The organism is Paenibacillus sp. 10L310 (assembly GCF_056395745.1).
The window spans coordinates 209,087-222,142 of record NZ_JBFTKC010000005.1; the positions used below are offsets into that span (position 1 = coordinate 209,087).

Annotated in this window: 15 protein-coding genes and 1 pseudogene; 6 read left to right on the plus strand and 10 right to left on the minus strand. The window is 42.2% G+C overall.

The window, feature by feature from the left end; translation table 11 throughout:
• Nucleotides 1-179 precede the first annotated feature (179 nt).
• The 5 genes from AC1DE7_RS14665 to AC1DE7_RS14685 all read left to right on the plus strand — a co-directional run bounded on the left by AC1DE7_RS14665 (nucleotide 180) and on the right by AC1DE7_RS14685 (nucleotide 4,757).
• Complete coding sequence (locus AC1DE7_RS14665) at nucleotides 180-1,436, plus strand: MFS transporter (RefSeq protein ID WP_164783224.1); 1,257 nt, start codon at nucleotides 180-182, stop codon at nucleotides 1,434-1,436.
• A 59-nt stretch (nucleotides 1,437-1,495) separates the two neighbouring features.
• On the plus strand, nucleotides 1,496-2,422 hold the full coding sequence (locus AC1DE7_RS14670; protein WP_127547343.1) for a DUF2268 domain-containing putative Zn-dependent protease: 927 nt from the start codon (nucleotides 1,496-1,498) through the stop codon (nucleotides 2,420-2,422).
• Nucleotides 2,397-3,182, plus strand: coding sequence for a MerR family transcriptional regulator (locus AC1DE7_RS14675; RefSeq protein ID WP_127547345.1), 786 nt, complete (start codon nucleotides 2,397-2,399; stop codon nucleotides 3,180-3,182). Before AC1DE7_RS14670 ends, AC1DE7_RS14675 begins: the two co-directional genes overlap by 26 nt.
• A 365-nt stretch (nucleotides 3,183-3,547) precedes the next feature.
• Nucleotides 3,548-4,273 (plus strand): hypothetical protein, encoded by a 726-nt coding sequence (locus AC1DE7_RS14680; RefSeq protein ID WP_477534675.1) that lies wholly within the window; start codon nucleotides 3,548-3,550, stop codon nucleotides 4,271-4,273.
• Nucleotides 4,274-4,313: 40 nt separating this feature from the next.
• Nucleotides 4,314-4,757 carry a hypothetical protein gene (locus AC1DE7_RS14685; protein ID WP_076253410.1) on the plus strand — a complete coding sequence of 148 codons (444 nt, stop codon included), beginning with the start codon at nucleotides 4,314-4,316 and terminating at the stop codon, nucleotides 4,755-4,757.
• Nucleotides 4,758-4,804: 47 nt separating this feature from the next.
• Here AC1DE7_RS14685 and AC1DE7_RS14690 read toward each other — a convergent pair whose 3' ends face one another.
• Nucleotides 4,805-5,203, minus strand: a complete 399-nt coding sequence (locus tag AC1DE7_RS14690) for a hypothetical protein (RefSeq protein WP_405158624.1) — start codon at nucleotides 5,201-5,203, stop codon at nucleotides 4,805-4,807.
• A 287-nt stretch (nucleotides 5,204-5,490) separates the two neighbouring features.
• Here AC1DE7_RS14690 and AC1DE7_RS14695 point away from each other — a divergent pair, with 287 nt between their 5' ends.
• Complete coding sequence (locus AC1DE7_RS14695; protein ID WP_076253412.1) at nucleotides 5,491-5,715, plus strand: hypothetical protein; 225 nt, start codon at nucleotides 5,491-5,493, stop codon at nucleotides 5,713-5,715.
• A 24-nt stretch (nucleotides 5,716-5,739) separates the two neighbouring features.
• Here the strand turns inward: AC1DE7_RS14695 and AC1DE7_RS14700 are convergent, their stop codons facing one another.
• From AC1DE7_RS14700 to AC1DE7_RS14740, 9 genes and pseudogenes are all read right to left on the minus strand, one after another.
• Nucleotides 5,740-6,099 (minus strand): hypothetical protein, encoded by a 360-nt coding sequence (locus tag AC1DE7_RS14700; protein WP_017690437.1) that lies wholly within the window; start codon nucleotides 6,097-6,099, stop codon nucleotides 5,740-5,742.
• A 432-nt stretch (nucleotides 6,100-6,531) separates the two neighbouring features.
• A complete protein-coding gene (locus AC1DE7_RS14705; protein WP_076253414.1) occupies nucleotides 6,532-6,843 on the minus strand; it encodes a hypothetical protein in 312 nt (103 codons plus the stop codon).
• A 12-nt stretch (nucleotides 6,844-6,855) separates the two neighbouring features.
• Nucleotides 6,856-7,152: an EndoU domain-containing protein gene (locus AC1DE7_RS14710; RefSeq protein ID WP_405158623.1), complete on the minus strand. Its 297-nt coding sequence runs from the start codon at nucleotides 7,150-7,152 to the stop codon at nucleotides 6,856-6,858.
• A 21-nt stretch (nucleotides 7,153-7,173) separates the two neighbouring features.
• Nucleotides 7,174-9,610, minus strand: a pseudogene (locus tag AC1DE7_RS14715) (DEAD/DEAH box helicase family protein).
• Nucleotides 9,594-9,920: a nucleoside triphosphate pyrophosphohydrolase gene (locus AC1DE7_RS14720; RefSeq protein WP_340983358.1), complete on the minus strand. Its 327-nt coding sequence runs from the start codon at nucleotides 9,918-9,920 to the stop codon at nucleotides 9,594-9,596. Before AC1DE7_RS14720 ends, AC1DE7_RS14715 begins: the two are co-directional and overlap by 17 nt.
• Before the next feature lie 227 nt (nucleotides 9,921-10,147).
• A complete protein-coding gene (locus AC1DE7_RS14725) occupies nucleotides 10,148-10,645 on the minus strand; it encodes a hypothetical protein (RefSeq protein ID WP_477534676.1) in 498 nt (165 codons plus the stop codon).
• A 41-nt stretch (nucleotides 10,646-10,686) separates the two neighbouring features.
• Nucleotides 10,687-11,154 carry a hypothetical protein gene (locus AC1DE7_RS14730; RefSeq protein ID WP_477534677.1) on the minus strand — a complete coding sequence of 156 codons (468 nt, stop codon included), beginning with the start codon at nucleotides 11,152-11,154 and terminating at the stop codon, nucleotides 10,687-10,689.
• A gap of 59 nt (nucleotides 11,155-11,213) precedes the next feature.
• Nucleotides 11,214-11,699, minus strand: coding sequence for a hypothetical protein (locus AC1DE7_RS14735; protein WP_315370777.1), 486 nt, complete (start codon nucleotides 11,697-11,699; stop codon nucleotides 11,214-11,216).
• The gene (locus AC1DE7_RS14740; RefSeq protein WP_477534678.1) at nucleotides 11,699-12,940 is read right to left on the minus strand and encodes a WXG100 family type VII secretion target; all 1,242 of its coding nucleotides are present in this window, start codon (nucleotides 12,938-12,940) and stop codon (nucleotides 11,699-11,701) included. Before AC1DE7_RS14740 ends, AC1DE7_RS14735 begins: the two co-directional genes overlap by 1 nt.
• Between the last annotated feature and the right edge of the window lie 116 nt (nucleotides 12,941-13,056).

A 13,056-nucleotide genomic window follows, 5' to 3' on the forward strand; every position in this document is an offset into this window, starting at 1 on the left:
AGCTTCGTAGCGGAAAAGGTAGGGTAGAATTGAAAGTTTGTAAGCGTTTTGTGAAGTTATTTGTTGTAAAAATAGGATTGAAAACCATTTTAGAATAACTTAAATTTGGTTTAAGTGAAAACACATTATTTTCCAACCTCAAAGTTGCTATGCTTAACATCTTATTGATGGAGGGAACGATGAAAATCAAGTCGAACTATACCAAGTTATTCGGTGCATTTTCGCTTACATTTTTGGGTGATGGACTTACACTCGCTGCGGTTCCGTGGCTCATATCAACCCTTACAAGCGATACACTGTATGCTTCTGTCACCATGACGGCACTTCGTTTACCCTGGCTACTATTCAGTCTTCCTGTAGGTGTCCTCATCGACCGTTACTCACGCAAACATATGCTGATTGGGGCAGGCTTTACGCGAATGATCCTTCTGCTTGGACTGACGTTATGCATCTGGGGAGGATGGGTGAGCATTCCGATTCTAGCTCTGTTCATGTTTGGGATTGGCCTGAGCCGAGTTGTATTCGACAGTACGGTGCAGACGGTAATCCCACAACTTGTAGATCAAAGTAAATTGGAGAAAGCGAATGGGCAGTTCACCGCCGGACAGTTAATCACAAGTGATATTCTGGGCGTTGCTCTGGGAGGGTTTATCATAACCCTGCATATTGTATTTCCTTTTGCCATAGACGCCGTAACGGCTGTAGTTGCTCTGCTTTTTTTAATCAGTTTGAAGGGAAACTTCTACCCAGGGGATACGGAAACAACCAAGAAGGAAGTTCGCCCGATGAAGAATTGGAAACGTGAGATGTGGTCCGGTATTCAATATGTCTATCATGATCGTTTTCTCCGCGGATTAGCCATTCTGTCTGTCACCGTTACGCTGATGTATTCGATCATTCTGGCTACTCAGATTTTCTTTGTACGAGATGTGCTTCAGTTGGATGCTTTTGCATTTGGTATCCTCATCTCCATTGCAACAATCGGCAGCATTGTAGGGAGCCAGGCTGTTGCTTATATGCGTAAGAGATGGAGTACAAAACAATTGATTATTTCCTCCATTTTGTGCATGGGAATGATCTACGGTGTGGTGGGTCTTTCTACAAATGCGTATATGGTAGGCGGCCTGTACTTCTGTGCTGCATTTTTCATTATTGTCTACAATGTTACCCGTTCCTCCATCCTGCAACGTTCCGTTCCTAATGAGATGCTTGGCCGGGTCGGAAGTGTGTTTCGCTTTTTGTCCTTTGGGATCAGTGCCATTGGTACGCTTCTCGGCGGATTATTGGTGCGGGTTAGTGAAACAACATTTGATCGTGTATTCTCGCTGCAACTCCCTTATCTCTTGTTAAGCCTGATCTATCTCCTGTCTGCCCTGATATTCGCAATGAAGATGAAGAATCATTCAGAGAACCAGAAGCCTAACATCAACGCTTGACTGTTACGTTAGGTCATACTTGATAATGATCTCAAGCTTACATGAAGGAGAGATTAAGGATGAAGATTACCGCGTTACGTTCAGATCAAATCTATGAGGAAATCATTCAGGCTACACCCGATGAGAAAGTGGAGTTATACCGCGAGCGAATGATGAGTCCATTCATGAACAAATGGAACATTCAACAGATCCCGTTTCGCTCTCAAGAGCCTCACGGCTTCGATGTGATCATGATGAATAACTTTATGAATATCGCTCCCGCAGATATCACACCTGAGATTAACGAATCGTTAGCAGCGATCTCGTCTGAAACATTTTGGCAACAGTGTCATGAAGCTGTTTGTACGAGTCTATACACCTTTACAGATCACGGGATTGAGCTATCGGTCTCCGAATATCTATATACGATTTTATTAGGCGACAAGAACAGTCCTTCACTCACCATGAACGAAGGCATCAGCGGAGATGGTGGAATCCCGGGTTATATTATTGCGAACCTGATCCCCAATAGGTATACTCTACCTCGTATGCAATCCGTGTTAGCCCATGAATGCAATCATAATGTGAGATATCAATATATTCAGTGGAATCCACAGATTACGCTTGGGGAAATGGTTGTTAGTGAGGGGTTGGCCGAGAGCTTTGCGACATCCCTGTATGGAGAAGAGTTGCTAGGCCCCTGGGTAGCTAAAACGGATATGGAGACTTTGAATAAAGTAATTAAACCAAAGATAAAAGATCAGCTGTATGTCACCGGTTTTGACCAAATTAATCCGTATCTATACGGCGATGAACTTGCCATCATGCAAAACTTTGCGCCCGTAGGTATGCCCTATGCGGCTGGCTATGCTTGCGGTTATCACTTAATTCAATATTATCTGAACAAAACAGGTACACCGATTACCCAAGCAACCATTACTCCGGCAAGTGTCATCCTTGCTGAAACAAAGGACTTTTGGAATGAAGACACCCTATTTCACCGTTAAAAATATTATTCAAATTACTGGCATCACCAAACGTGCATTACATTATTATGATAAAACAGATCTATTAAAACCGAGCAAAGTCGAAGACAATGGCTATCGGTATTACGATCAAGAGGCACTCGGGAATCTGCAGATGATTCTGTTGTTCAAAGAAATGAATTTCTCATTAAAAGACATTGCGGCCATGATGCAACTTTCCAAAGAAGAACAAAAAGATATCCTAAGAGAGCACCGCAGCACACTCGTTCAACGCAAACAAAAGCTCGAAACCATCATTCATCAATTGGATGAGTATGTAGATGGGACGGATATCTCTCATCTTAATCTGTTTGACGACTCTCCCATTCTGCCCATCCAAGAACAATATGAATCCGAGGCGAAGTTTATATATGGAGATACCGAGAAATATCAGGAATTCGAAGCTAATGTGAGCCAGCTGTCTGTGGAAGAACAAGAAAAAGCCTACCAGCAGTTCTCGGTCAATATGGAGCAAGTATTTCGGGAATTGGCGAAGCATCAGGATCTGTCCCCTGCTTCTGGTGAGGTGCAAGAGCTAGTGGGAGAATGGAAGAGTTGTCTGGAGCAGTTTATGGTCTGTGATATTGAGATTCTGAGATGTATCGCAGAAGCCTATACGACGGATCGTCGCTATGCGGGTTATTTTGATCAGTTTGGCGATGAGGATTTTTTGAGTTTTTTGTATGAAGCGATTATGGTTTATGTGAAGGGTGGGGGAAGACCTTTAAATCCCGTTTCCTAGTATTAGGATGGTTTCAAAAGCAGATTTCGGGCAGTAAATGTCTCCCCTACCGTATTGCGCAACGTCCTTTCGTACCGGTTCACTTGAATGTAGCGTCCCTCTGGTATAATCCTTCACTTCGCTCTAATTCTAGTTATCTATACTTGCTATAGCTTGATTATCCACTAAAAAACACAATCTTCCGATTTAAAATTCACAGTTACGAAAGTATACTAAAAAATTCAATCCTTTTTTCCTGGTCCTTTTGTATTAATGTATATAAATTCCACTTAATAGGTATCATATGGAAATTTTATATGTTAAGGTTATTAATGTTGGCCAACACGAATAAACCAACTCAAGGTATATTAGGGAGAGATGATTAATTGAAGAAATTTTTAAGTTTAGTGATAACATTGACCTTAGTATTGTCGTCTACTACTATTAATTCAGCTTCTGCAAATGTGACTGAGGAAAGCAATGAGAACTCTGAAATCAGTAGTCTATTTACCAATTTTATAGATACTGCATTTGAGAATACCGAAGATTTTACAGTTAAGGATCTTGAAGGTTCAGTTGTTACAGATCGTTTTATCGAAGTTACTAGTGAACCTTATGAAGCAGCAGATTATCGGACAATACAAAATATAATTATAGAAAACAACTGGTTTTTATCATATAGAGAACATACTCCATTAGACAACTTAAAAGAATCAGGCTTAGAAGTTAATGCTCTAAGTAACATCAGGGGAGAGAATGTCTCGGAGAGATTCTATCACATTGCAAAAGATTCAAGAGACAAATTCACAAAAGAGTGGGTCGTTACTCTTTCAGGTAATTTCTCTTATAATACAAGTACATTTAAAGTAACATCTGTTAGTGGACCTAAAATCAGCCTAACCACAGCAAACTTCGGAGCTATGTTTTCTCCGGCTCTAGAAGACATCTATACCTATAATTCCTCTTCTGGATCTACAGCTACCTTCAATGCAAGGTATAAAATGAGAGCTGTACTCGGATTATCTATAGGAGATCTTCCATTAGGAGTCAATCTCGATTTTGGAACTCATACGGATACTATGAACGCATATCCTTCCGTACTACAGCCTTAAATAGGGATGTCAGTTTTATTAAGTAAAGAGGTGACCATACATGAAAACAAAAAGTGAAAAGCTACCAACACTCTTTTTACTTATATACGCTGTCCTAATGCTTATAAGTTACAGTGCCTATCTATTTTTAGAGAATACCCGATTAAGTCAATCCCAAAAATGGCTATCTGAAGGCATCTTAACCAAGGATGATGTTAATTCCATAAGCCAAACCGGAAGATGGACAACGATCTCAGAATCTGCGTTCCTCATTATATTCGTGATTGTATTCATTTTTGTAATGTATCAATTTCAGAAAAAACCTTTAAAACATTTTTTCATCTTCAATGCAGCATTATTTATTGGAGTTACACTAATTAGTTACGTCGTTTCACTTGCTAGCTCCATGCCGATAGGTAATTCAGTTCAACCGGTTATTATCCCTGCGTTTTTACTCGTTGCCCTGTGTATCTATACGTTATGGAAAACAAGAAATGGAAAATAGAAACCAGACTACATGCCACAAAACGGTATGTAGTCTGGTTTTTTTGTTCAACTTGAGTTCCCTCGTTCAAAATACGCATGCAAACGATACTGACAAATCTCCTTCGTCCAACGATACAGTAGCGCCTTTTCCTGCGCATCCTTCACCTGCACATTCAGCGAGAACACGCCATCCTCGAATCGTGTCATGCTACCCTTCGCCCCGCTCCACATTGACATCGGCATGTCGATAATCAGTTTCTCAATCCGTGTTGCCGTCTTCTCATTCCATTCCCAGATCGCAAGCTTTTCCTTGTCTGAAAAGTCTTTCCGTTTCCGATATTCCTTCTCCGTCAGGTACGTATGGAAGAACCTTGCCATCTCCCCCGGCGTGATCGAGTCCATCCAGTGGGCTTCGCCTCGCTCCAGCATGTATAGCAGCACGATCATTTTGTAGCTTTTGTTCATGAGTCTTCTCCACATCACGCAGCCACGCCTCATGCCGGACGTACACCTCTCCCTCAGCATGGGACAGCAGCTCCGCCCAATAGAGAAACCCAACATACGAACCAAATTCGCTCCGGTACCCGATACTCTTCGAACGCCCCATCAAAAAGGCAAAAGTAACAGCCCAAAACGGTACAGTTGTAACGGGTGAGAATTTTTATGATTATAAGCAAAAGTCCGAAATAAACATCCAAAAAGTTCTAAAGGGTGATTCTGCTTTACTCAACCAAAAAGTCACACTCTATCAAATGGGTGGTGAAGATAAAAATGTTGTAGTCAAATATCATGGAACAACTCCTCTTGTTGAAAATGATAGTGTAATTCTCTATTTAAAGAAAATTGGCGACAATGAGTATATTCCAATCAATGAGGATGTGAGTATTTTTAAAGTGGGAACTAATGAGCAGCTTATAAATTTACAAAGTCTTAAGATCATCTCTGAATTGACACTTATAGAGGAATCTACACATTAAAATGATGGAATGAATACAGCGGCCTTAATTGGCCGCTGTATTCATTCCATCCATCTTTACTGCTCTATAGTAAGTCTCATTATCTTTTACTGCAATATAATCGTCTGTCTCTACATTTTTTACTTTAAATAATTTTGTCCCTTTTTTATACTTGTTGGAGAACAGATTCGGTAATTTATTACTTTCATTTGTAGAGTATTTTTTAATTGTTCCAATTTCGATTTCCACATCAGTTGTAGTAACAGTTTCAGTTGTCACCTTGTAAATCCCATTCTCCCAAGTTACGACATCAAATGCCCAACTTTGAAGTTCATTATGACCTGAGTTTGAGCATGCCACAAGTAACAACATTGAAGTCAGAATGAATACAAAAGTCCTTCTCATAAAAAAACCTCCCACTACAAAATGTTGTTATCTCATAATCCGGAAAATTCGAACAGCAAGAATTTAAAGCGCAAATATGTACATAATATTACCAATAATGTTTTTTATTGTACACACTAAGCTGTGTAATTCATCATGAAATTCTGTAAATTATCATCTATGTCAGAAGTATGGTCGTAGGAAAGTTAAAAAAAACTTGGAAGAAGCGCCTGCGAAGCGGCGGTAGCCCGTAACCAGATGTCATATGATTATGCTGAAATGCGATAGAATAAATAAAGATCTGCAACTTCAGGAACAAAATTATAGATTTCACGGCTTGGATACTTTCAACTGAAGGGATCGGTTGATTTTGTAAAGTAGTCGATTGGATTGAGGATATAAAAATAGCCCATGACTACTCCGTATAGGAGTTGAAATAGGCTTATTTTTTTATTATTCCTCAATGGATTGAATCGCATATTCTATATCCTGCTCCATATCCAGATCAGGATACTTCTTTTGCAATTGAAGAAGACAATCTATAAATGCTCGACTTTGGAATTCAGAAGATAGATCTTCAAATATCTCACTGAGCCAATATAAATCTTTTTCTACACATTGATTTAGAAATGATATGGCACTCTGCTCATTCTCTTTTAGAATGTCTACCATCTCATTCCATATCGTTTGAATAGCTGGATCGTCGGGATGTAAATCTTTTCTCTTCTTTTCTAATGAGATAACTTTTTCACTGTAGTCTACCATGGTTCGCTCTCCTCACGGTTGTCTTGAGTTATCTGGAGTAATCGTTCCGATCTGTCCATCGTTCTTGATCACTCCCACTCTAACATCGTTATAGTTTCCAAACATCCATTCGCCATCACCTTTAACTCTATTCTCAGGCAGATTTGCTATATGCTCACCTGACTTTTTGATATCTTCCGATGTCCACTCCTTAGGGAACCATGCTTGGCCCTCTCCACTTCTCTTTACTTTATTTTTGTGGTTCGGTATATTACCAACTCGTACACCGTTTGCATATTCTTTAATAATGTTAAATGTGATTTTATTCAAAGTACCTTTTCTTGCATTATTCTATTGTCCCCGCTCAAAATACGCATGCAAACGATACTGACAAATCTCCTTCGTCCAGCGATATAACACCGCCTGTTCCTCGGCATCCTTCACCTGCACATTCAGTGAGAACACGCCATCTTCGAATCGCGTCATGCTGCCCTTCGCCCCACTCCACTTGGACATGGGCATTTCAATTATCAACTTCTCAATCTCCGTTGTCGTCTTCTCATTCCATTCCCATAGCGCAAGTTTACCTTTGTCCGAAAAGTCCTTCCGTTTCCGGTACTCCTTCTCCGTCAGGTACGTATGGAAGAACCTTGCTATCTCCCCCGGCGTGATTGGGTCCATCCAGTGGACTTCATCTCGCTCCAGCATGTACAGCAGCACGATCATTTTGTAGCTTTTGTTCATGAGTGTCTTCTCCACATCACGTAGCCACGCCTCATGGCGGACGTACACCTCTCCCTCAGTCGGGGACAGCAGCTCCGCCCAATAGAGAAATCCAACATAGGAACCGAATTCGCTCCGATACCCGATACTCTTCGAACGCCCCATCAGGTGTAGCTCCAGATACGTCGGAATACGCCCCAGTTCTCGCTTCACATCCAGAAAATCCTGATGCAGCTTCTCGCGGCGTGGCAGCCGTTTGCGGCTTAGCTCTTGGAGTAGATTAACCACCCGGGTCTCCAGATGAATTCCACAATTGGCTGGAACTTCAGGCACACCCGAATCCATCGCTTTCCCGCTTCGTTCCTCGTCTCCACGCACATCCAACAGACTCAGCTTCACATCCGCATTGCGGTAATTCCCGATCAGGTCGATAATGACACAATGCGATTTGCCCTCTGCCAGCCTTAGACCACGCCCCACCTGCTGGGTGAATACCGTAAGCGACTCGGTTGGACGCACGAACAACAGCGTATCCACACGCGGAATATCTGTCCCCTCATTGAACAGATCCACCGTCAGTATAACCTCCAGCTCACCCTCATCAAGCTGCCGGATCGCTTCCTCCCGCGACATCTCCGATGTGCGCGAATGTAGACTGAGCACCTTCACCCCCTGACTGCGAAAATACGCAGCCAAATAGTCCGCCTGCCGGATCGAGGAGCAAAAGCCAATCGTTCTCGTCTGCTTGTGCCGCAGCCAGGCCGCATAGATCGTTTCCACATGCTCCTCTTGCAACTGAACAGCCATGAGCTGTTCTTCATCATACTTCGTCCCGATCCAACGGATCTGCGAATAGTCCGTATCGTCGAATACTCCGTAATATTGAAATGGCGCCAGCCAACCTCGCCGGATCGCTTCAATAAAATGCATCTGGTACGCCACATTCCCGTCACAGAGCGCATACACATCCTTGCCATCCAGCCGATCCGGGGTAGCCGTGATGCCCAGAAGGAACTTAGGCTGAAAATGCTCAATCACCAACATGTACGTCTTCGCCGCCGCATGATGGAACTCATCCACCACGATCAGATCAAAGGCATCCACCGCAAACCCATCCCGGTGCTTCTGCATACTCAGCGTAAAGATCGAAGCATACACACAATCCGCGGTTCCATCCTTATACTGTCCGTTATATATCCCATGACTGCGCTCGGGCATGATCCGTTGAAAAGACTTCTTCGCCTGGAACAAAATCTCTTCCCGATGCGCCACAAACAACACTCGCTTGAACCGCTCCGCGAAGAAACCCGCCAGATATGTTTTACCAAGCCCGGTCGCCATGACGACCATCGCTTTGTCGTACTGTTCCTCCATCGTGCCATGGAGTGCTTCGAGCGCATCCAACTGCGCAAAGCGCGGCTGAATCGGGGCAAGCGACAGCTCGGCGGCTTCTTCCTCTTTGTCCTCAGGTAGCCCCGTCCCGAACTCTGCTTCTTCCATCTCCATGATCCGCTGGATCATCTCCGGGTTCTTCTGGTGATATTTGCGGTACTCTTCCTCATACAGCGCAATCGAATCCGGGTTCACCGGCAAGGTTGTCTCGTGGTAGAAGCTCTGCATGAATTTGTCCAAAGCCATCTGGAACGTATACGGCTCCGCTTCCGCATTCATCGCCAGATTCCATTCATACCCCGTCTTGAGCGCCGTGAACGAAAAGTTAGACGAGCCGACAATCAGCAGTCCTTCCCCGTTGTCATGATCGAACAGATACGCTTTCGGGTGAAAAGAAGTGCCCATACTTCGCCACAGCCGTGTCTCGATTCGTGGATCAACCTTACACAGCGCCCGCAATCCTTCTGGCTGTGTTATGTACAGATAATCTCCTGCGAGCATTCGCACCTCGGCTCCACGTTCTGGCCCGTTTCAAATGCGGAGCAAGCAACTTTACACCAGACTGCATTATAAAGGACGTCATAATATAAATCCCGGATGCATGCTGCATCCGGGAAATGTGTTCGTCTGCCAAGTTATCTGTAATGAGTTTAACGTTAAGCTTCGTCGACATCGATCAGATACACTCTCTCCTGGAATCCACCGTGTGCCTCAGCCTTGTCCGCCCGTAGCTTATCCAATTGCGCCGCATTCGCTCCATGCACCTCCGCCAGCGCCCGGATGACCTCCAGCATATCAGCTAGTTCTTCCAAAGCTTCCTGATCACTCGCTGCACTCATGTATTCTTCAGACTCTTCACTCAGCTTCGTTCTTAATTCTTGCTTATATTCCTCCCGGTCAAGAATACGCGTCCGTAATTCCTTACCGCTGGATGTGATAATATGCGGGATCTTGTCCCGCACCAATTTGTTGTATGTAGGCATGTGGTATAACATCCTTTCTGCTGTGGAGGTTTTCCAGCTTTGCGCCAGAATCTCCCTTTTTGCCATTATACCATTTGCCATGAAGAGCGATGGGTTGATTTTGTAAAGTAGTTGGGATGGAATGATGAGATAAAAACAACCCATGACTACTCATATTCGAGTTAAAGCGGGCTCTCGATTATACGTATGTCCGATTGTTCGACTCCCGCTCTGGAGTCAGAAGGATTCTACCCCAAAAGTTTCGCAACAATAGCATTCGTATCCATCATTTCTTTATCAATCTCGACCAAGCAAGTGTCATCATCCATAGCTGGTTCATAACCGATTCTAACTTTCTCAATTGCATACTTCTTCTTAATATCAAGAATATACTCTATTAACCTCTGAGCTTTTAACATCGTCTCTGGATTTTCTCCACTGAACAATTCCTCTTCAGGAAAATTCATAACGATATCTCCAGATTCCTCATCAAATGAAAATACAATCATCACGTCGTTAAAGGTATGACCCAGGTTAAGCTGAGACAATAATATATTCCCCGTCCCCTTAGGAGAAAGAATCTCTTTGAAGCTCTCTATTTGCTGAAATTCAATATCGCTTTCACTATGGTTATCATAAAAGTGAGAACTTTTGATCCGATCCACCTGAATGTTCAAATCATTCTTAATGAATCGATCTAGGCTGTTTTTGCTAAACTCAATTAAAATCATTTCCAAGCGTTCCATAGCCAAACCTTCTTACATCATATAATTCTATCCTAATGTTTTTAATTCGGTATTGTAGGTGGGTATAGTTGTTTATGTTTCAAGTCGAACCATTGCTCAATATGGTTACATAACAATGGGATATCTTGAATCGCTTGCTCACAGATTTCTTTATATGAATCTTGAAGCACTTCCTCAAGTTCCAAATTCACCTGATATACCTCAGTTTGTTTAGCATGATGCACATCCGCTGGCTCAATGACATAATTTTGATTTTTGGTTAAAGGACTTACATAGATCGTCCACTCAAGGTTGCCCTTAAAGTGCTGAATACAATGCTTTAATTGCTCGTAAAGCCGATCAGCGTCGTGGAATCTAAAATAAAAACCCGCAGGATTCTCATATATCCGATTCGGATTATACATCTCTGTTCTATTCCATTCATACGAACCTAATTTGGCCAAGGTATACGCCATAAGTTCCGGTGCAAGCACCTCTTTCTTGCTTTTTAGATAAATACTTTTTGACACGATGCCCACCTCACTTGAGAGTACGAATCATGGGCTGTTGATTTTATGTCTCATAATACTCAAATCGAATCGGGATTAACATAACACCATTCGGAATGAATTGTAGTTTTCAGAATTTTCTCCAGATCAGATAAGGTATATATCCAGTCTTCTTCGATCCATATAACCATCTGTGGCTGTCTCATAAGAAAATGATATAGAAAGATTAGAGTAACCTCTTCATTTTGATAAACTTCATCTAAAATCAGCGTGTTAAAATATACTCTCCCATCATCTCTCCATTCCAATTCTCTATATTGATATTGAACAGGTTCATCATATACATCGACTCTGATGTTATTCTTTTGCTCACTATGGCCCAACTCTTCTTGGTCTGAAAAGGTTATTCCCAAGGAGCAATGTTTCATGTTCTGTTCTGAATCTGTATCTTCAATTCCAAAAACTAAAGTTAACTTTGCATCCAGACAAGCTTCTTGTATATCCTGGATCAAACGCTCAATGGGAATATTACTATTTTCTTCTACTAAAACAAAAGCAGATGCCATTACTTCAGTACCTCCCTTAATTCTTCTAACGAGTTAACCACTTTGACACCCTTGCTCTCAATATAATCGATTTTCTCAGATGCAATACGACCCGTATTTTCTAGTGGCGCGTCTATATATAAAATAACTTCCTTCTTCTTGTAATTGAAAAATTCTTTATTATTCATATCCACTAATCTATCTATTTGGTCTGTTTTCACTGCTCCCGCTGACTTTTTCACTTCAATAATTTGTGAGTTCGTTACAACATCCAAATCCGTAACTCTTAATTTATTTTCTGCATTTTTAATTTCCACCCCAAATCCAGTTACCCCGACATGCCGATCTACAAATTCACCAACTTTTCCTTCAACAGCTTTCCCTGTGTCTCGGCTATGTTTTGCAGCTTCTATAGCATTGGTAATATTTTTGGGATTGTGCTCTACCCAAACGATTTTGTTTCCAGCTTGGTTAGTATACTCCACTTCTAATCCTTTGTTCGTTTTGCTGACCATTGGGTTATCGTGCAATATTTTGGTTTGAAGGTGACTAGGCGTTACTTTTCTGTCTTTCGGTAATCTTAATCCCTCTTTCGGAACCTTATAACCCTTATTATACGTTCCTGTAAAAGCCAACACGAGCTTAGCAGTCTGTAAACCTCCTATAGAAACTGCTGCTTGCCATGCAGGTGTGGATTCTCCAGTTATGGGATGATGACCTTCCTTAAATGCGCTGATCTGTTCATCATATATATCCCCACCACTAGACTCCTGTTGCTTCGGTCCAGCTCTCATTTCTTCATAACTGCCACCATTTCCCCAATACTTAACAAACTCTTTTTGCCCTGGCATCCCATCCTCCGCTTCACTGGCAGGCATGTTAACTGCAAACAAAGGATTATATACCATTCGTCGTTGCTCTTCTGGGTTACCTGTATTATGGTTCATCATTGTATGGGCAACAATCTGTCCAGCAACGGCTCCCAAGCTCACTTGTTCCTGATCTGCTTGGTCGAATCTCTCGGCAATCCCCATTAGATCCTCAGAGGACTTCACCATACTTTCCAGTGCTCGATCCAGTACAGGACGTGACTGCTGAAAATCATAGAAAAACCGTTCTTGCGTCGCTCCCGCCCACTGAGATTGGATGAATCCGATCCGTGCGGTCAGGTCATTACGTATTCCTTCCAACTGCTGCCTGCCCTGCTCAATCTGTTTAGATACATGCAGTAGCTCCTCCGGTGTTACTTTAATTGTACTCATATCATTCTCCGCGTTTGAAATAGGATTTTACCATGTTAGCAGAAGCTTGATGTATATACATAATTCTAACATCCTGATTTTTCCTTTCTCACCATAACAATATTTCCAACAACGTA